This window comes from Streptomyces sp. VRA16 Mangrove soil, from assembly GCF_017377775.1.
GTDB lineage: Bacteria > Actinomycetota > Actinomycetes > Streptomycetales > Streptomycetaceae > Streptomyces.
In genome coordinates, this window is record NZ_JAFVLN010000001.1 from 1,098,263 (window position 1) to 1,116,768 (window position 18,506).

13 protein-coding genes are annotated in these 18,506 nt (G+C 71.6%); 5 read left to right on the forward strand and 8 right to left on the reverse strand.

What is annotated here, in order from left to right; all coding sequences use genetic code 11:
- Positions 1–386 precede the first annotated feature (386 nt).
- Positions 387–1,562: a TIGR03364 family FAD-dependent oxidoreductase gene (locus J3486_RS04885; RefSeq protein ID WP_229377406.1), complete on the reverse strand. Its 1,176-nt coding sequence runs from the start codon at positions 1,560–1,562 to the stop codon at positions 387–389.
- Positions 1,563–1,689: 127 nt separating this feature from the next.
- Between J3486_RS04885 and J3486_RS04890 the strand changes: the two genes are divergently transcribed.
- On the forward strand, positions 1,690–2,496 hold the full coding sequence (locus tag J3486_RS04890) for a GntR family transcriptional regulator (protein WP_207818662.1): 807 nt from the start codon (positions 1,690–1,692) through the stop codon (positions 2,494–2,496).
- Entirely contained in the window at positions 2,493–3,185 is a 693-nt protein-coding gene (locus tag J3486_RS04895; RefSeq protein ID WP_307804685.1) for a phosphonatase-like hydrolase, read from the forward strand. The genes J3486_RS04890 and J3486_RS04895 overlap by 4 nt, the downstream gene beginning before the upstream one ends.
- Here J3486_RS04895 and pgm read toward each other — a convergent pair.
- From pgm to J3486_RS04920, 5 genes are all read right to left on the reverse strand, one after another.
- On the reverse strand, positions 3,178–4,800 hold the full coding sequence (gene pgm, locus J3486_RS04900) for a phosphoglucomutase (alpha-D-glucose-1,6-bisphosphate-dependent) (protein WP_207818663.1): 1,623 nt from the start codon (positions 4,798–4,800) through the stop codon (positions 3,178–3,180). The two genes, J3486_RS04895 and pgm, sit on opposite strands and share 8 nt — an antisense overlap.
- A gap of 75 nt (positions 4,801–4,875) precedes the next feature.
- Entirely contained in the window at positions 4,876–5,637 is a 762-nt protein-coding gene (locus J3486_RS04905) for a Clp protease N-terminal domain-containing protein (RefSeq protein ID WP_207818664.1), read from the reverse strand.
- Between the two features lie 64 nt (positions 5,638–5,701).
- Positions 5,702–6,736 (reverse strand): aldo/keto reductase, encoded by a 1,035-nt coding sequence (locus tag J3486_RS04910; RefSeq protein WP_207818665.1) that lies wholly within the window; start codon positions 6,734–6,736, stop codon positions 5,702–5,704.
- A 95-nt stretch (positions 6,737–6,831) separates the two neighbouring features.
- On the reverse strand, positions 6,832–7,803 hold the full coding sequence (locus J3486_RS04915; protein WP_207818666.1) for a phosphotransferase: 972 nt from the start codon (positions 7,801–7,803) through the stop codon (positions 6,832–6,834).
- Between the two features lie 67 nt (positions 7,804–7,870).
- The gene (locus J3486_RS04920) at positions 7,871–12,202 is read right to left on the reverse strand and encodes a discoidin domain-containing protein (protein WP_207818667.1); all 4,332 of its coding nucleotides are present in this window, start codon (positions 12,200–12,202) and stop codon (positions 7,871–7,873) included.
- Between the two features lie 132 nt (positions 12,203–12,334).
- On the opposite strand from J3486_RS04920, the gene J3486_RS04925 reads away from it, so the two are divergent.
- The 3 genes from J3486_RS04925 to J3486_RS04935 are packed head-to-tail and all read left to right on the forward strand — an operon-like array spanning position 12,335 to position 15,278.
- Positions 12,335–13,132: an alpha/beta fold hydrolase gene (locus J3486_RS04925; RefSeq protein WP_207818668.1), complete on the forward strand. Its 798-nt coding sequence runs from the start codon at positions 12,335–12,337 to the stop codon at positions 13,130–13,132.
- Positions 13,129–14,757: a murein biosynthesis integral membrane protein MurJ gene (gene murJ / locus J3486_RS04930; protein WP_267878143.1), complete on the forward strand. Its 1,629-nt coding sequence runs from the start codon at positions 13,129–13,131 to the stop codon at positions 14,755–14,757. The genes J3486_RS04925 and murJ overlap by 4 nt, the downstream gene beginning before the upstream one ends.
- Before the next feature lie 23 nt (positions 14,758–14,780).
- Positions 14,781–15,278, forward strand: coding sequence for a cupin domain-containing protein (locus J3486_RS04935; RefSeq protein WP_207818669.1), 498 nt, complete (start codon positions 14,781–14,783; stop codon positions 15,276–15,278).
- A gap of 270 nt (positions 15,279–15,548) precedes the next feature.
- On the opposite strand, the gene J3486_RS04940 is transcribed toward J3486_RS04935, so the two are convergent.
- Both J3486_RS04940 and J3486_RS04945 read right to left on the reverse strand, forming a co-directional pair.
- Complete coding sequence (locus tag J3486_RS04940; protein WP_207818670.1) at positions 15,549–16,970, reverse strand: cellulose binding domain-containing protein; 1,422 nt, start codon at positions 16,968–16,970, stop codon at positions 15,549–15,551.
- Positions 16,967–18,499: a beta-N-acetylhexosaminidase gene (locus J3486_RS04945; protein WP_207818671.1), complete on the reverse strand. Its 1,533-nt coding sequence runs from the start codon at positions 18,497–18,499 to the stop codon at positions 16,967–16,969. Before J3486_RS04945 ends, J3486_RS04940 begins: the two co-directional genes overlap by 4 nt.
- Positions 18,500–18,506: the final 7 nt, after the last annotated feature.

The following is an 18,506-nucleotide window of genomic DNA, read 5'->3' on the forward strand; positions in this document are numbered from 1 at the left end:
CCAGAAGGCAACTCCGGCACCTCCATGTCTCACCCAGCCGGTGACCGACACGCGATGCGGCCGGGAGTATAGGCACATCTCGGGGCTCGCTGCCAGCGCTCGGTCCAGGGCCGGCCCCGGACGGCACATCTCCAGCCGGAGCGCCGGATCCGGCGTCCGCTCCGGACTGCGCCGCGACGCCTGGGTGATCCGCGGGGCCTCGCCCAGCGGGCTCTTTCCCCCGGCCGTCGGCAGCGCTCTCTACGCCGGAACCGAGCTGGGAGGCGTGCACCGGCCGGCGCCTCAGTAGGTCGGCTGGCGCCGCAATGCCGACCGGCACCGCAGTGGGCTGGGGGAAAGGGAGCCCATGCGAGGGGAGGAGCCCCTTCCTCAGCTCTGTTCAGCGCTCAGGCCGTGGCCTTGAGCGCCCCGTCGAACGTCGCCGCCGCCAGGCCGAACGACAGCGTCATCCCGACCCCCGACGTCACCGCCACCGCCCGCACGCCCGGCGCGACGTCCCGCACCAGCAGCGGGCCGCGGGCGCTGCTCGCGTACACCCCCTGCCAGCGCTCGGTGACCCGTACCTCGCGCACCCCGAGCACGCGCGCGACCTCGCGCAGCAGCAGCGCCGACGTGGCCTCGTCCTGGAACGGGATCTCCGTGACGTCGTACGCGTGCGAGTCGCCGACCAGAACCGTGCCGTCGGGCAGCCGCGTGAACATCACGTTGGCGACGACGTCCAGCAACTCCGGGCTGTGCCCGGTCACTTCGGCGCGCAGCCGGGTCGCCGACGGCGTCGCCGTGAACGCGTCGTAGCGCAGCATCGAGGTCGCCGTCAGCACCGCCGCGTCCGTACGGAACGCCGTCGGTGCCTCGATCCGCGCCATGGAGAGCCGGCACCGCTCGATGCCGTGCGCCTCCGCCTCCACCGGATACAGCCGGTCCAGGTCGTGCCCGACGCAGAGCAGGATCTGGTCGCCGTGGACCGGGCCGCGAGCGGTGTGCACGGTGCCCGGCTCGACGCCGGTGACGTTCGTGCCCCACAGGACCGTCGCCCCGGGCTGCCCGGCCAGCCATGCGGCGAGTCGGGGCGCCGCCTCCCGCGGGTTGACCCGCAGGTCGGCGGGGAGCAGCGCGCCGCCCACCAGGTCGGCGCGCTCGTCGGTGGCGCGGCCGAGCGCCTCGCCCACCTCGTCACGGGTGCGCAGCCGCACCGCGTCGGCGCCGCGCTCGTCGCGCAGCTCCTCCAGGACCGCGAGCTCCGTCGCTGAACGCGCCACCACCAGGGCGCCTGCCTCGGGCGCCCACAGTCCTGCCTGCGCCGCGGCGTCCAGCCAGCCGGTCCGCGACCGCTGCGCCAGCGTGAGGAGGTCGCCCTGCTGGGCGGTGATGCAGCAGTGCCCGAAGTTGCGCACGGACGCGCCCACCGGACGCAGGTCCCGCTCGACGACCGTGACCCTCAGGCCGCGCCGCACCGCCTCCACGGCGTGCGCGAGACCGATGATGCCGGCGCCGACCACGACGAGATCGGCGCGGCCGCGCGGCAGGGTGACCGGCGGGGAAGGTGCTGTTGCGAAGCTCATGACGGCAAGCCTGCGCGGGGCCCGGCCGCTGCGGCAAGAGTTGTCTGTACAAGTTTCCCCGATGTTTACCGGCTGGAGATCACATGGGGGCTTGTCCCGGCAGTCGCCCGACTGTAAGACTCGACTTGTGAAGACAAGTACCGAGAGCGGGCCGCTGCACCAGCGGCTCGGCGCCGAGTTCCGGCGCCGGATCGAGGCGGGGGAGTGGCCCGAGGGGCAGCCCGTGCCCAGCGAGGCGCAGCTGTGCGAGGAGTTCGGCACCTCACGCGGCCCGGTGCGCCAGGCGCTGGCCCAGTTGCGCGCCGAAGGACACCTCGTGGGCGGACGCGGCAGACCGCCGGTGGCCCGCAGGGTCACCCCGTCGCAGCCGTTCGCCTCGCTCATGTCGTTCACCCAGTGGGCCCGCTCCATCGGGCGCGAACCCGGCCAGTACACGGTCGAGGTCGCGCGGCGGCGCGCCGGCCCCGACACGGCCGCGCGCCTCGGGCTCGACGAGGGCGCCCCGGTCGTCGACCTGGTCCGGCTGCGGCACCTCGACGGCGTCCCGGCGATGGTCGAGCGCTCCACGTTCGTGCTCGAAGCGGGCGCCCACCTGTTCGCCGTCGACCCCGACGCGGGCTCCGTCTACGAGGCGCTCATCGCGCGCGGCGTCGATCTCCACCACGCCCGGCACACCATCGACGCGATCGCCGCCGACCCCGAGGACGCCGAACTCCTCGACGTCGCCATCGGCCACCCCCTGCTGCGCGTAAGGCGGTTGGCGTACACGGGCGACGGCACACCGGTCGAGTACGCGGACGACCGCTACCTGCCGTCGATGGCCACCTTCACCATCGAGAACACCGTCGGGGGCCGCACCGTCGCGGGCCGCGAGCACTCCGAACCCCCGGCCGACCCGGCCGCACCCCGCTCCGTCAGTGAGGAACCCCAGTGACCCGACGCATCGAGCTCGCCGTCTTCGACATGGCGGGCACCACCATCGAGGAACACGGCGCGGTCTACGAGGCGCTGCGCCACGCGGTCGAGTCCACCGGCGTGACCGTCGCCGACTCCGATCTGCAGACCTGGATGGGCACCGACAAGCGCGAGGCCATCGCCGCCCTCGTCCGCATCGGCGGCGGCACGCCCGACGCGGAGCTGGTGGAGCGCCAGTACGGCGTCTTCCGCACGTTCCTGCGCGAGCGCTACGCGCTGCGACCGCCGCAGCCGATCGGCCGCGCGGACAAGGCACTTGAGGAACTGCGCGCCCGCGGCATCAAGGTCGCGCTGACCACCGGCTTCAGCGACGACGTCGCGCTGCCGCTGCTCGCCTCGCTCGGCTGGAGTGTCGGCGAGGACGGCCTCCTCGACGCCGTCGTCACCTCCGACGAGGTGCCGCGCGGCCGTCCCGCCCCGTACATGATCCACCGCGCCATGGAGAAGACCGGCGTCGTCGACGTGCGCACGGTCCTGGTGGCCGGGGACACCGTCGTCGACCTGGAGGCCGGGACCCACGCGGGCGCCGGTGTCGTGATCGGCGTGCTCACGGGCCAGTTGACCCGTGAGCAGCTCGAACCCCACCCGCACACCTACGTGCTGGACAGCGTCGCCGACGTCCCCGGCCTGCCGGAGACCCTCAGCTGAGCGCCGCGTCCACGATCGCCTGCGCCTCGCTCTGCACCCGGGCGAGGTGCTCGGCGCCGAGGAACGACTCGGCGTAGATCTTGTACACGTCCTCCGTGCCGCTGGGCCGCGCCGCGAACCAGGCGTTCTCGGTGGTGACCTTCACGCCGCCGATGGCCGCCCCGTTGCCCGGAGCCTCGGAGAGCCGCGCCGTGATCGGCTCGCCCGCGAGGGTGTCCGCGGTGATGGCGTCACCGGTGAGCCGCGCCAGGCGGGCCTTCTGCTCCTTGGTCGCCTTGGCGTCGATGCGCGCGTACGCGGCCCCCGACGCCCCGTGCTCGGCGGCGAGTTCGGCGTAGTACCGCGACGGCGTCTTCCCGGTCACCGCGAGGATCTCGGCGGCGAGCAGCGCGAGCAGGATGCCGTCCTTGTCGGTGGTCCATACGCCGCCGTCCTTGCGGACGAAGCTCGCGCCGGCGCTCTCCTCGCCGCCGAACGCCACCGAGCCGTCGACGAGCCCGGGCACGAACCACTTGAATCCGACGGGGACTTCGACGAGCTCGCGGCCGAGCGAGGCCGCGATCCGGTCGATGACGGCGCTCGACACGAGGGTCTTGCCGATCGCCGCGGACGCCGACCACTGCGGCCGGTGGCTGAAGAGGTAGTGGATGGCGACGGCGAGATAGTGGTTGGGGTTCATCAGGCCCGCGTCGGGCGTGACGATGCCGTGCCGGTCCGCGTCGGCGTCGTTGCCGGTCAGCAGGTCGTAGTCGTGGCGGCGTGCGAGCACGGAGGCCATCGCGGGCGCCGACGACGGGTCCATACGGATCTTGCCGTCCCAGTCGAGCGTCATGAACCGCCACGTCGGGTCGGTCCTCGGGTTCACGACGGTCAGGTCCAGCTCGTACAGCTCGGCGATCCGCGACCAGTAGTGGACGCTCGCGCCGCCCAGCGGATCGGCGCCGATCCGCACCCCCGCCGACCGGATGGCGTCCACGTCGACGATGTTCTTCAGGTCCTCGACGTAGCGCTCCCGGAAGTCGTACGGCTCCCAGGCCGACTCGTCGCCGCGGGACGGCGTCCAACTCGCGTCCTCCAGAAGCTCGTTGGCGCGCTGTGCGATCCATGCCGTCGTCGTCGAGTCGGCGGGGCCGCCGTGCGGCGGGTTGTACTTGAAGCCGCCGTCGCGCGGCGGGTTGTGGCTCGGGGTGATCACGATGCCGTCCGCGCGCGGCGCGGCCGCGTCCCGGTTCCAGCGCAGGATGGCGTGGCTGAGCGCGGGGGTCGGGACGAAGTCGTCGTGCGCGTCGGCCATGACCCGCACGCCGTGCGCCGCGAGCACCCCGAGCGCCGTCTTCAGCGCGGGCTTCGACAGGGCGTGCGTGTCGGGGCCGATGAAGAGGGGGCCCGTGATGCCCTCGGCGGTGCGGTGCTCCACGATGGCCTGCGTGATGGCGGCGATGTGCTTCTCGTTGAAGGCGCCGTCGAGGCTGGAGCCGCGGTGGCCACTCGTGCCGAAGACGACACGCTGCTCGGGGCGCGTGACGTCGGGCTCCCTCGAGTAATAGGCGTCGATGAGCGCGTCGATGTCGACGAGGTCGTCCGGCCGGGCGGGTGTTCCTGAGCGGTCAGTCATGGACGTAGTTTCCCATCTGCGTCCATGACACCCGGCCGGGGGACCTTGCCGTTTCCTGTGTGTTCTCCTGTGTGTTCAGGCGTCCTTGGGGAAGGCCGCGAGGGCCGCGGCGATGTCGGCCTCCGACGCCTCCTTGGTGATGCCGAGGCGGGACAGCGGCCCCGAGCCGTTCTCCTGCTCCAGCAGGGCGAGCAGGAGGTGCTCGGTGCCGATGTAGTTGTGGCCCAGGCGCAGCGCCTCGCGGAACGTGAGCTCCAGCGCCTTCTTCGCCTCGGCGTCGAACGGGATCAGGGCCGGCGACTCGTCCGCGCTCGCGGGGAGTTCGGCCGTGGCCTCCTGGCGCACGGTGTCGAGCAGCACGTCCTGCGCGAGGATCGCCTTGGCGCCCAGGGCCTCCGGCTCGTGCAGCAGCCCGAGGACCAGGTGCGCGGTGGTGATGGTGGTGTTCTTGTTGGCGTGCGCCTCGGTCTGCGCGTGGACCACGACGTTCCTGGCGCGCGTCGTGTAGCGGTTGAAGCCCTGGCTCGGGTCCAGGTCGTTCTCCGAGCCCTTCGGCACGAAGCGCTTCTGCGCGGCCTGGCGCGTGACGCCCATGCTCTTGCCGATGTCGGTCCAGGAGGCGCCGGAGCGGCGGGCCTGGTCCACGAAGTGGCCGATGAGGTGATCGGCGATGTCACCGAGGTGGTCCGCCGCGATCACGGCGTCCTGGAGCTGGTCGAGCGCGTCGTTGTGGGCCTTCTTGATGGCATCGATCAGGTCGTCGAGGCGGACGGAAGGGGTGATGGCGGAAGGGTTCACGGCCTCCGCCGGACCCGTGGGGTTCTCCGGATGCGTCATGAGGCAACCCTAGGTTGACAGTCGAGGGGTGTCAACCTTCAGTTGACACCCCTCGGTCGGCTGCTCACACCAGCGGTGGATTCAGCTGCCGGAAGCCGTCCTGGATCCGGTACGGGTAGTACGGGTACGGCACCTTCACCTCGCTCGCCGCGTCCAGCTTCGCCACCTGCTCCGGGGTGAGCTCCCAGCCCACGGCGCCGAGATTCTGCTTCAACTGCTCCTCGTTGCGGGCCCCGATCAGGACCGAGGAGACGGTGGGCCTGCGCAGCAGCCAGTTGATGGCGATCTGCGGGATCGCCTTCCCGGTCTCCTTCGCGACGTCGTCGAGGGCGTCGACCACCCGGTACAGATGCTCGTCTTCGATCGGCGGCCCGAACTGCGCGGTCTCGTGCAGCCGGCTGTTCGCCGGCAGGGGCTGTCCGCGCCGGATCTTCCCGGTGAGCCGGCCCCAGCCGAGCGGGCTCCACACCACGGCGCCCACGCCCTGGTCCTGGGCCAGCGGCATCAGCTCCCACTCGTAGTCGCGGCCGACCAGTGAGTAGTAGACCTGGTGCGCCGCGAACCGCGGGCGGCCGTGCTTCTCCGCCTCCGCGAGCCCCTTCATCAGCTGCCAGCCCGCGTAGTTGGAGACGCCGGTGTAGCGGATCTTGCCCGCCCTGACCAGGTCGTCCAGCGTGCCCAGCACCTCCTCCACCGGGGTGCTCGCGTCGTAGGCGTGCAGTTGGAAGAGGTCGATGTGGTCGGTGTCGAGGCGGCGCAGCGCCGCCTCGACCGACCGGATCAGGCGCGAGCGCGAGACTCCGGCGTCGAACGGTCCGTCACCCGTCGGCAGGGCGGCCTTCGTCGAGATGAGGGCCCGGTCGCGACGCCCCTTGAGGGCCGCGCCGAGCACCTCCTCCGACGCGCCGTCGCTGTACACGTCGGCGGTGTCGAACATGGTGACGCCCGCCTCCAGGCTGAGGTCCACCATCCGTCGTGCCTCGTCGACGCCCGCTGTGCCCCAGGCGGAGAAGAGCGGCCCGCGCCCGCCGAACGTACCCGCGCCGAAGCTCAGCGCCGGCACCTTCAGTCCTGACGCCCCCAGCTGTCGGTACTCCATGACGATCCCCTCCGCTTTAACGGTTCTACCGTTCCTTTAAGGCGTGCCGTAACGATAGCAGGGGAGTCGCTGTAATGAAACTCTGGTTCCTTTAGTCAGGTGGTGGCGGCGTGCGGCAGGGCCGCCTCGACCGCCTCCGCCGGGTACGGGGTCCGCCTGCTGCGCAGCAGCCGGCCGGCGAATCCGTCGACCACCCGCAGGGCGGGCGCGTACGGGGCGAGCAGCGCGTCGACCGCGGACGCGGCCCCGGCGTCGTCGGGCAGGTGATGCCGCCGCAGATGACGCAGCGCCCAGCACAGGTCGTAGGAGCGCAGATGCCCGGCGAGGAACCGGGTCTCCTCGTCCGACAGCCGGAACCGCGAGCTCAGCGCGAGGCCGAAGTCCGCGAACAGCACCCGCTCGCCGTCGGTGAGCAGGTTGGCGAGGTGCGCGTCGAAGTGCACGACGCCCCGGCCGCCCAGGAAGGCGGTGGTCCGCTCCAGCTCCGCCAGGGCCCAGCGGTAGTCCGCCGGGTCGGTGCGGGGCGCGAGCCACTGCGCGAGCGTCTCGGGCACGTACTCCAGGAACAGCACCAGACTGTGCTCGGCCCCGGCCAGCTCCGTCAGCCGCATCCGCACCTCGGGAGAGCCCTCCCAGTGCGCCACCGCCCCGTCGAGCCCGCCGAAGTCGTCCAGGAATCCGTCCGGCGGCGCGTCCGGCAGGACCCGCCAGTGATAGGTCAGCGGGAACCCGTCGTGCGCGCCCGACAGCACCCAGTTCGTCGTCATGATGTGCAGGGCGAGCTCCCGCCACGCCCCGAACCCGGTGGACCCGATCCCGTACTGGTAGAAGGCGGGCAGGTCGAACAGGTTGGCGGTGGAGCGCAGGTGGTGCGGGCTCAGCTCCCGCGCCGTCAGCGGCACCCGCTTCACGAACGCCGGTGTGCCGTCGAGGTCGAGGACGCCCGAGCGCCCGCCGATCCCGCTGCCCGGGGACGCGGCGCTGTGCACCAGCTGCCGCAGCCGCCGGTCGTCGATCAGGGCGAGGGCGGTGGACAACCGGGCGTACCCGGTGGAACGGCGGTGCATGGACGGCTCCTGACGGCACGAAGGGCGGCCGGGCGGGTGCCCGACCGCCCCATCGTGCCCTGCCGGACTACGGCAGCAGGTTGATCTTGAACGTGGACGTCGTGTTGCGGACGTCCACCGCGTTGTCGCTCAACTTCAGGTTGTGGAACGTCACTTCACCGACCGCGGGCCCCTGTCCCGACTCCGGCATCTCGTTCGCCCACAGCCCGAACCCGGACTTGGCGTCGTAGGCGTCGCCGCTCTTGTGCGCGCCCGAGATCGTGACATCGGTCAGGATCGTGTCCTTGATCGGGTTCTGGGGCTGGCCTCCCACGTAGTTGGTCTGGAACATGATGCCGCTGTACGTAGGGTCGACGATGTCCACGTCGTTGACGCGGATCCCCTGGAACACCTTCGACGCGGAGAACATCCAGATCCCCGGGAAGGTCTGGCCGCCCCAGAAGTGCCCGCCCGAGCGCACGATCGACGTGTTCTCGACGGTCGTCGGTTCGGTGCCGAAGCCGTTCATCGGGTACCCGAAGTCCAGCGAGCTGATGGTGATGCCGGAGTAGACGAGGGTGTCCGCGATGAGCATGTTGCGGAACGTGTTGTCGTACCCGCCGTACACCGCGATGCCCGCGGCCCGCCACGTCAGCAGCGACGTCAGGTTCTCGTACACGTTGTTCTTCTCGTCCGCGCCGCCCGCGTCGATCGCCGAGAACAGCGCGAAGCTGTCGTCGCCCGTGGCCCGGGCCTCGTTGTTGACGACGTGGTTGTCCGTCGAGCCGTTCGTCATGTTGACGCCGTCGGCGAACGTGTCCCGGATCCGGGAGTTCTTGATGGTGACCCGGTCCGTGTTGGCGCCCCAGTACAGGCACACGGTGTGCTCGTTCCAGATGTCGTCGATGGTGATGTCGGCGACGTTGGAGAAGTCGAACACCTTGCCCGGACCGTCGATGCGCGAGGTGTAGTTCCCGAAGAACGAGAAGTGCGCGAACGTCGACCCGTTGGCGCTGGCCTCCGCACGGAAGCCCGCGTCGGTGTTCTCCTGCGAGGACGGCGTGTGGAACCGGGTGAACCAGGGCCCGGCGCCGACCACCTTCACGGCCTTGCCGTACACCTGGAACTTGTTCGACGTCTCGTAGTCACCGGCCGGCAGATAGACGCCGACGAGCTTGCCCGTCGTGTCCATCCGCACCTTGTCCAGGGCGTCCTGCACGGCCTGCTGCGAGAAACCGGTCGGCACGGCGTACGTCGCCGGGTCCGGGTTGGGCAGTTCGGAGGCCTCCTCCAGGCTCACGTAGTCGATGGTGTACGTGGAGGTGTTCGCGGCGTCCTTCTGCAGCCGGATCGTGCTGCCCTTGGGCACGGTCGTGCCGAGCAGCAGGTTCGCCTCGTCGTAGATGTGCCGCGGTCCGCCCGCGCTCGGCGTGTTGCCGGGCCCGGTCTCATTGCCGTACAGCCACGCGTACTTCGACGTCAGATCGACGGCCTTGAGGAACTTCCCGTCGACGTACACGTTCAGCGTCGAGTTCGTGCCGCCGCCCCCGGCCGCGTCCGGCATCGAGAAGCGGGTGACGAGCGTGTTCGTCGGCGCCTTCGTCGTCCACTCGACGTACGAGCCGGTCGAACCGAGGGTCACGGCCTTGCGGCCCGACGCCTCACCGGCCAGGTCACCGACGGTGCGGTTGGGGCCGACGGCCTTGGCGCCGCCGCCCGCGGTGCCGTCCTCCGCCTCGTACATGTCGTACGGCATGCTCGCGCCACGCCCCACGAACAGCGGCTGCGACGAACTGTTGTTGGCGCGCTTGACCGGCAGCTCCTCGGAGTCGTCGGCGATCACGGTCTTCACCGTGAACTTGCCCTTGCCCGCCGTCCACGAGCCCAGGTCGACCGGGGCCGTGGTGTCCCCGGCCGCGATCGCCCCGCCCGCCGAACCGGTGAGCGTCCTGACGACCGTGCCGTCGGAGTCGGTGACGGTCAGCGTGATGCCGTGCGCGGTGCTCGAACTCGCCTTGTTCCCCTGGTTCTTGACGGCGACGGAGAACTTGACGGTGTCGCCCTCCGCGGGCGCGCTCGGCGACCACGCCACCGGCGAGGCCACCAGGTCCGCGCTCGTCACCGGCTTCACGATCAGCGACGTCGGGCTCGTGTAGCTGTTGTTGCCCTCGTTCTGCTCGATCACCAGACCGCTCGGGTCGACGACCGCGCCGACCGTGTAGGTGCCCGCGTCGTGCGCCCCGATGTCCGCGCCGACGGTCGTCGAGGCACCGGCCGCGAGGGCGCCCACGGAAGCAGTGCCCACCTTCTGCGCACCGAGCAGGAAGTCCAGGTCCGTGGCGTCGGCCGCCTCGGTGCCGGTGTTGCGGACCGTCGCCGACAGCGTGACCTTGTCCGACTCGACCGGCGCGTCGGGCTTCGACGTGATGCCCGTGACCTGGAGATCCGGGTTGGGCGCGGGCGCGCCGAGCACCTGGAACTCCGCGACCTGCCCGGCCGGGGCGCCCGAGTTGGCCGTGAACGACAGTCGTACGTCCGCGGCCCGCGCGCTCACCGGGATGGTCACCTTGTTGCCGCTCGCCGGATCGAAGGAGTACTCCTTCGCCGCGACCAGCGTCGTGAAGTCCGACGCCTTCTGCTCACGGCCGAGGACCTCGATCTTCTGCGTCCGCGCCGACCAGGCCGCGTCCGGGTTCAGCCGCACCACGACCGACGACAGATCGGCGTTCGAGCCGAGCTTCACCGTCAGGGTGCCGGGATAGGCACCGGCGGCGCCTTCCCAGTACGTGCTGGTGTCGTCGTCCACCGTGTTCTCGGCGACGTACGTGAACGTCGAGGAGGACGCGGCCACCGGCTTGCCCACCGCCAGGTTCGCGTCGTTCGTCGTCGACCCGTTGCGGGTCACCGCGTTGCTCGCCGCCGACACGTTCCCCGCCGCGTCCTCGGCGCGCACCGTGTACGTGACCGTCGCCGACGCGGACCGGGAGTCGGTGTACGTCGTGACGTCACCGGCGAGGGACTTCAGCAGCTCGCCGTTCGCGTACAGGTCGTAGCCCGTGACCTTCACGTTGTCGGTGGAGGCGCCCCAGGTCAGCTTGATCTCGCCGGCCGTCGCCTCGGTGAACGCCAGGTTCGACGGCGCCGTCGGCGCCTGCGTGTCGCCCGAATCGCCGGTGCGCGTCACGGAGTTGCTGTTCGCCGACTGGTTGCCCGCCGCGTCCTTGGCCCGCACGTAGTAGGTGAGGGTCGACGAGGCGGGCTGGGTGTCGGTGTACGTGAGCGTGTCGCCGCCCACCGAGGCGCGCAGCTGGTTGTTGGCGTAGATGTCGTAGCCCGTCACCGCCGTGTCGTCGGTGGCGGCCTTCCACGTCAGCCTGATCTGCCCGGTGGCGGGCTCGGTGTACGCGAGGCCGGTCGGCGCGGACGGTGCCGTCGTGTCGCCGGTCGTCGGCCCGTACACCTCCAGCTCCGAGAGCTGACCGGCCTTCTGCACCGTGTTGGCGGTGACCCGGACGCGCAGGTAGCGGGTCGTGACCGTGTCCAGGGTCAGGGTCTGCGCGTGGTCGTTCGTCGCGCTGAACTCGTACGCCTTCGAGGCGACCAGATCCGTGAAGTCGCTGCCGTTCGTGCTGCCCTGCACGGACAGCGTCTGGGTGCGGGTCTCCCACGTCGACGGCAGCCGCAGCACCACCCGGTTCACCTTCACCGACGCGCCCAGGTCGACCTGGACCCACTGCGGCAGGGCGTCGTTCTGGCTCTCCCAGTACGTGGCCGCGTTGCCGTCACCGGCGTTCGCCGCGAGGTAGGTCTGCGTGGTCGAACTCGCCGTGAAGGTGCGGCCGCGCGCCAGGTTCGTCGAGGAGTCCGCGGCGCCGTGCACCTCCAGCTCCGCCAACTGGGCCGCCTGCCAGCCGGAGTTGGCCGTGACGACGATCCGGACGTAGCGCGTCTGCTGGGCCCCGAAGGGCACCGTCACGGTGTTGGACGACCCCGGCGCGAAGGAGTACGTCGCCGACGCCTTCAGCGTGTCGAAGGTCTGCCCGTCCGCGCTGCCCTGCACCGACAGCGTCTGGGTACGGCTCTCCCAGGCGGCCGGAAGACGCAGCACCACCTCGTCCACAGCGGCCGAGGCGCCCAGATCGACCTGCACCCACTGCGGGAAGTCCGAGCCCGAACTCTCCCAGTACGTCGACGCGTTGCCGTCCGAGACGTTCGCCGCGCCGAAGTCCGCCTTGGCGCTGCTGGCCTTCGCCGTGGCGCCCGCGGCGAGGTTGGGCCCGCCCGCGGCCTGCGCGGCGAGCCCCGGCAGCCCCAGCAGAGCCAGTGCGACGGCGAGCACCGCGACCGTCAGCGCGCGCCACCCACCGCCTCTGCCCCCTCTGCCCCGTCTGCCGGAGACCGGCACCCATCGTCCGTTCATGACTCCCCTGTCCCTGCGCTCAAGGCGCACAGAAATCGAGTTCTTGCGTTCAGATGTTGGAGAATTGCAGAGTGATGTTGTCGAGTCCACAGTTTGAACAGAGGGAGTTGCGATGGGGGAGAATCCACGACCATGCCCCATGCACAGGCGGCCGACGGCGCCGCGCTCCACTACGAACTCGACGGCAGCGGCGCCCCGTTGCTGCTGCTCGCCGGTCAGTCGAACAGTCACCGCTGGTGGGACCCGGTGCGTGAACGGTTCGCCGCGCACTTCACCACCGTCGTCATGGACTGGCGCGGCACCGGCGCGAGCGACGCCCCGGACACCGACACGTACAGCACCGAGAACTTCGCTCGTGACGCCGTCGCGGTCCTCGGCCACGCGGGCATCGACCGTGCCCATGTGTACGGCACCTCGATGGGCGGCCGGGTCGCGCAGTGGCTCGCCGCCGACCACGCCGCACGCATCGACCGGCTCGTCCTCGGGTGCACGTCCCCGGGGGCGCCGCACGGCATCGAGCGCGGCCCCGCCGTCCGCACGGCCCTGGCCGACCCCGACCCGGCCGTCTCCCGCGCGGCCCTGCTCGACCTGATGTACACCCCCGGGTACGTCGCCACGCACCCCGGACCGTTCCACACCCTCGGCGACCCGCAGATGCCCGCGCACGCCCGCCGCCGCCATCTGCGGGCCAGCGCCCGCCACGACGCCTGGGACGCGCTGCCCCGCATCACCGCGCCCACCCTCGTCGTGCACGGCACCGACGACGACTTCAACCCGACGGCGAACGCCCCGCTCCTCGCCGAGCGGATCCCCGGCGCCCGGCTGCTGCTGATCCCGGGCGGCCGGCACGCCTACTTCGAGGAGTGCGCCGACAAGGCGACCCCTCCGGTGATTGATTTCCTGAACGCGAGAGCGGAGGCGACGAATTGACCACCGAGACGACCCGCATACCCGTCGAGCCGGCCCGCCCCGGCTCGCTCGCCCGCTCCTCGCTCCTGATGGCCGTCGGCACGGTCGTCTCCCGCGCCACCGGCCTCATCCGCACGGTGCTGCAGGCGGCCGCCCTCGGCACCGCCCTGTACGCCAGCACCTACAACACCGCCAACACCCTCCCGACGAGCCTGTACACCCTGCTCATCGGCGGCGCCCTCAACTCGGTCCTCGTCCCGCAGCTCGTGCGCGCCCGCGTCGAGCACGCCGACGGCGGCCGCGCCCACGAACAGCGCCTGGTCACCCTCGTGCTGTGCGTCCTCGGCCTCGGCACCGCCCTCGCCGTGTGGGCGGCCCCGCAGATCGTCGGCCTGTACATGAACGACACGCCCCACACCCACCAGGCCTTCGCACTCACGGTGGTCTTCGCCCGGTTCCTGCTCCCGCAGGTCTTCTTCTACGGACTGTTCTTCATGCTCGGCCAAGTCCTGAACGCACGCGGCAAGTTCGGCGCCATGATGTGGACCCCGGTCCTCAACAACCTCGTCCTCATCGGCATGTTCGGCTACTACCTCGCCGCCATGACCCTGCCCGGCTCGGTCGCCGACGTCTCCGACGCCCAGGTCCGCCTCCTCGGCATCGGCACCACCCTCGGCATCGCCGTACAGGCCCTCGCCCTCATCCCGTTCGCCCGCGCGGCCGGCTTCCGGATGCGGCCCCGCTTCGACTGGAAGGGCACCGGACTCGGCCGCAGCATCCAGGCCGCCCGCTGGACCCTGCTGCTCGTCCTGGTCAATCAGGCCGCCCTCGCCGTCGTCACCACCTTCGCCAACGCCGCCGACACCGCGCTGCCCAAGGCGGGCGTCGGCTACACCGCGTACACCTGCGCCCAGCTGATCTGGCTGCTGCCCCAGTCCATCGCCACGGTCTCGCTCGTCACCGCACTCCTCCCGCGGATGAGCGCCGCCGCCGTCGAGGGCCGCGTCGACGACGTGCGCGCCGACCTGTCCCGCGCCCTGCGCGTCACCGGCGCGGTGATCGTGCCCGCCGCGTTCCTGTTCCTCGCGCTCGGCCCGCAGATCGCCACGCTGCTGTTCGGGCACGGCGAGTCGGCCCCGGGACCGATCGGCCACATGCTCCAGGCGTTCGCGCTCGGCCTGATCCCGTTCTCCGCCCAGTACCTGCTGCTGCGCGGCTTCTACGCGTTCGAGGACACCCGCACCCCGTTCCTCAACGCCGCCTGGATCGCCGCCCTGAACATCGCCCTCGTCTGCGCCTGCCACTGGCTGCTGCCCGCACGCTGGGCCGTCACCGCCATGGCGGGCGCCTACGCGGTCTCGTACGGCATCGGGCTGCTGCTCACCGCTCGCACCCTGCGCCGCCGCCTCGACGGCCGGATCGACGGACGCCGGCTGCTGCGCAGCTACGGCAAGCTCACCCTGGCCGCCGGGCTCGCCGCGGGCGCCGCCTGGGGCGCGGCCCGGGCCTGCGCCGCCCTGGCCGGCACCTCGAACGCCGCGACGGCGCTCGCCCTCGGCGCGGGCGTGCTCGCCATGGCGGCCGGATTCCTGGGGCTCGGCAAGGTGCTGCGCATCGGCGAACTCCGTAGGCTGCGGTTGGCCTGATCGCAACGGAGGAGCCCGACACCATGCCCGCCGCCCACGTCACCCTCGCCGACGTCCTCGCCGCCGCCGAAGCGGACGCCACCGGGGCGCTGTGGCGCCTCGAAGGTGCCGCCCGGCAGCTGGACGCCAACGTCATCCGGCTGCGGCCCCGCGCGAGCGGCACCCCGCACGTCGAACCCGACCTCGACGTCCTCCTCTTCGTCGCCGAGGGCCACGGCACGCTGCACCGCGCGGGCACTGAGGAGGAGATGACGCCGGGCACGCTGCTGTTCGTGCCGCGTGGCGAGCAGCGCGCCGTCACCGCGGGCGACGACGGACTGGTCTATCTCACCGCCCACCGCAGGCGACCCGGCATGACCATCCACCGCGCCACCACCCCGGTCACCGCGGAGGGCGGCGAGGCCCCGTGTCTGCTGCCGCGGATCTGCGAGGAGTGCGGCCGGGCCGCCGAGGACCCGGCGGCGGCGTACTGCGGCCGGTGCGGCAAGCGCTTGCCCACGCAGAGTTCCGGCCTTAGTTGAGGCGGAGGGTTCCCGCCAGGCGGCGTCGTTCGCGGACGCAACTCCCTTGCGCGGCAAGGGTCCTGACGCTCCGTTTCCGTGACTTCTCGCCACTGATTCAACACGCAAAGTTACCGAAAGCCGGGGGTGGGGGATGAGTTCCCGGCCGCGGCGCGGCAGACTCGGGGCCGCGGCGGCCGCCGCCGACTCCCGGGCCGGCCGTCAGGGGAGGGAAGCACCACCGGGGAGTCCGTGCGTGTGGGGCGCGCGGACTCCCCGCTCACCTCCGGATCACGTCGACGGGACGGTGTCCTCGAAGGTCGTCCCGGCCGCACGGTAGGCGGACACCTCGGCCGCCACCTGCGCCGGGGTGAGGACCTGGTCCTTCACGTGCAGCACGTAGTCGACCTGCTGGTCGTACGCGCGCGGAGCCGTGCTCGTGGTCCCCGCGAGGTCGATCAGCCATTGGTTGAAGTTGATCGACATGGGCCGCTCGGGCAGATAGGCCGCGTCGTGCGTGCCGAACAGCTGCCCGTCGATGTAGTAGCGGATCGAGCTGTTGTCGATGGTGAGCACGAGGTCGTGCCAGCCGTCGTAGCTCTGCCGGCCCTCGGTGTGCTGGTTCACGGCCTGCCACGGATCGGGGTTGTAGGTCTCCCAGGACGTCGTGTACAGGATGTTCGAGGGCTCGCCCCAGCCGCCGTTCGGCAGATACTCGAAGTCGTACTCGGCGTAGTCGTCCGCCATCGGTGCCTTGAGGTCGTTGATGGTGAAGAACGTCTGGACGAGGTGATCCCCGTCGGGTCCGCTCTTCGGGGCGTCCGCGAACCTGACCCGGGCCGCGTACGTGCCGTTCTTGAACTTGGTCGCCTTGGTGAGGACCTCGGTCTGCTTCGTGCTCTCGCCGGTCCCGGACGTCGACGTCTCCAGGTTCATGACGGAGTTGCCCGCCGTGGAGGAGAAGGTCACGTTCTGCGGCGCCCAGGTCGCGCCCGGCACCCCGGGGCCGCCGGAGGTGGAGCGCACGCTCCAGCCGTGGGCCGCGATGTCCGGGTCGTCGTACGCGCTGTAGTCGAAGTCGTCGAAGAGGGTGGCCCCGTCGGCGGGCGGATCGGTGGGGTCCGTGGGATCGGTGGGGTCGGTCGGGTCGTTGCCCTCGGGGGCCGTGCCCCAGACCGTGGCGCCGCCGAGCTGCGCGGTCACCTTCGGCCAGCTCGCGTACGAGGTCTGCGCGGCCCCGAACGAGTAGTCGTCGTTCTGGTCGAGCGGCTGCCAGTCGGAGCGGTAGAAGCGCAGCTGCAGATCCCCGGTGTCGGCGCCGGCCGCCAGCGAGCCCGCGCCCGACGTGAAGCCGATCTCCAGGTACCGGTCGGCCGTCGCGGTCGGGTGGGCGAGTGTCCCGAAGGTGCCGGTGATGTCGGCGCAGCCCCTCACCGCCCACGAGCACGCGAAGCGATAACTCGCGCTCGCCGAGTCCGCCTTGAAGTAGTAGCGCAGCTTCACCCCGCTCAGCGCGACGGCGGAGGAGCCGGCGTTCGTCACCTTCAGCCAGGGTTCCGCCTGGTCGGTGCCGGTGCTGCCCGCGTGGTACTGCACGGTCAGACCGCCGTCGGCCGCCGTGGCACCTGTCGGGCCCGCGATGAGACTCGCGCAGCCGAGCGCCGCGGCGACGGCGCACGCGAGGGTCGTTCTCGTCCTGGTCGTCCTTCTCATGACAGTTCCTCTCCGGAACGGTGGGGGATGGGGACGTGCGGGTCGAGCGGCCCGTGCCGCACACCGAGTGCGGCGAGCCGGGCGGAGTGCGCCCCGAGCCGGACCCGGAAGTCCGGCCAGGGCGGGTCGCCGTGCCAGGCGCGGTCGGCGAGCGCGCACAGGCGGGGGAAGGTCATGCGGTCGACGTGCTCCTGCGTGCGGACGTACTCGGTCCACAGCTGGGCCTGGCTGCCGAGGAGCCGTCCGGCGGTGTCGATGTCGTCGCCGGCCGGATCGTGCTCGTGCACCGCGCGCAGGCCGACCACGGGCCCCTGCTGCGCGGCCGGATCGGCGGGGGCGTCCGACTGCGCGTAGTCCAGATACGTGGCCCGGTGCAGACAGCTGATGACGCTGTGCCCGCGCTTCAGCGCGATCCGGGTGTGCTCGGGGTCGCGCCAGGTCATCACCGTGAACTCGGGCGGCAGTCCCTCACCGGTCTCGGCCCACGCGACCGGCGTGCGGCCGCGCTCGACGAGGAACGCGCCGATCCGGCCGAGGAACCAGTCCCGCAGCGCGTCCGTGTGCGCGAGACCCTCGGCGGCGGCGCGGGAGCGGGCCACCGGGCTCGCCGCCCACTCGGTGGTGGGGCACTCGTCCCCGCCGATGTGGATGTGCGGCGACGGGAAGACGTCGACGACCTCGTCGAGGACCGTGCGGCAGAAGTCGAGCACCGGGTCGTGGACGCCGAACACCGTGTCGCACACCCCCCAGCGCGACCACACGTCGAGGCGCCGCCCGGGAACGTTGCCGAGCTCCGGGTGGGCGGCGAGGGCGGCCCGCGCATGGCCCGGCATCTCGATCTCCGGGACGACGGTGACCCCGCGGGCCGCGGCGTGGTCGACGAGGCTCCTCAACTCCTCCCGCGTGTACGCCCCTTCGTGCGGGACGGGTCCGGAGCGCCGCCCGCCCACCTCGGTCAGCCGGGGGTACGCGGCCACGGGCATCCGCCAGCCCTGGTCGTCGGTGAGATGCAGATGCAGCACGTTCAGTTTGTGCAGGGCGAGCAGATCCACGTACCGGCGCAGGAACGACACCGGCTGGAAGTGCCGTGCGACGTCGAGCATGAAGCCGCGCCAGACGTGCCGCGGCACATCCGTGATCTCCGCGCAGGGCAGCCGCCAGGGGACGCCGGACTGCGGCGTGTCCGAGAGGGCCTGCTCGGGCAGCAACTGGCGCACCGTCTGGACGCCGCGCAGCAGCCCCGTGACCTGTGCGGCCCGCAGCAGCACCGCGTCCGGGGCCACCGTGAGCCCGTACCCCTCCGCGCCCAGACCGCCGAGATCCGGATCGAGGGCGAGCACGAAGGAGCCCTCCGGGGACGCCGTCAGCGGCAGCCCGGTGGCGGGAGCGAGGAGCGTGCGGAGCAGATCGGCGGCCGGCTCGGCGCCGGGGGAGACGCGGACCGTGGTGTCGGGGCCCAGGCTGAAGTGGCCCGGCCGGTGCGTGAGTTGAGTGGGCAGGGGGATGAGCGGGGGCAGGTGTGCGGGCACGAGGAAC

What these genes read in the sequence shown, in the direction of transcription:
- J3486_RS04885 (WP_229377406.1), bottom strand. Translation starts at nt 1,562, where the DNA reads ATGAGCTTCGCAACAGCACCTTCCCCGCCGGTCACCCTGCCGCGCGGC.
- pgm (WP_207818663.1), bottom strand. Translation starts at nt 4,800, where the DNA reads ATGACTGACCGCTCAGGAACACCCGCCCGGCCGGACGACCTCGTCGAC.
- J3486_RS04905 (WP_207818664.1), bottom strand. Translation starts at nt 5,637, where the DNA reads ATGACGCATCCGGAGAACCCCACGGGTCCGGCGGAGGCCGTGAACCCT.
- J3486_RS04910 (WP_207818665.1), bottom strand. Translation starts at nt 6,736, where the DNA reads ATGGAGTACCGACAGCTGGGGGCGTCAGGACTGAAGGTGCCGGCGCTG.
- J3486_RS04915 (WP_207818666.1), bottom strand. Translation starts at nt 7,803, where the DNA reads ATGCACCGCCGTTCCACCGGGTACGCCCGGTTGTCCACCGCCCTCGCC.
- J3486_RS04920 (WP_207818667.1), bottom strand. Translation starts at nt 12,202, where the DNA reads ATGAACGGACGATGGGTGCCGGTCTCCGGCAGACGGGGCAGAGGGGGC.
- J3486_RS04925 (WP_207818668.1), top strand. Translation starts at nt 12,335, where the DNA reads ATGCCCCATGCACAGGCGGCCGACGGCGCCGCGCTCCACTACGAACTC.
- J3486_RS04935 (WP_207818669.1), top strand. Translation starts at nt 14,781, where the DNA reads ATGCCCGCCGCCCACGTCACCCTCGCCGACGTCCTCGCCGCCGCCGAA.
- J3486_RS04940 (WP_207818670.1), bottom strand. Translation starts at nt 16,970, where the DNA reads ATGAGAAGGACGACCAGGACGAGAACGACCCTCGCGTGCGCCGTCGCC.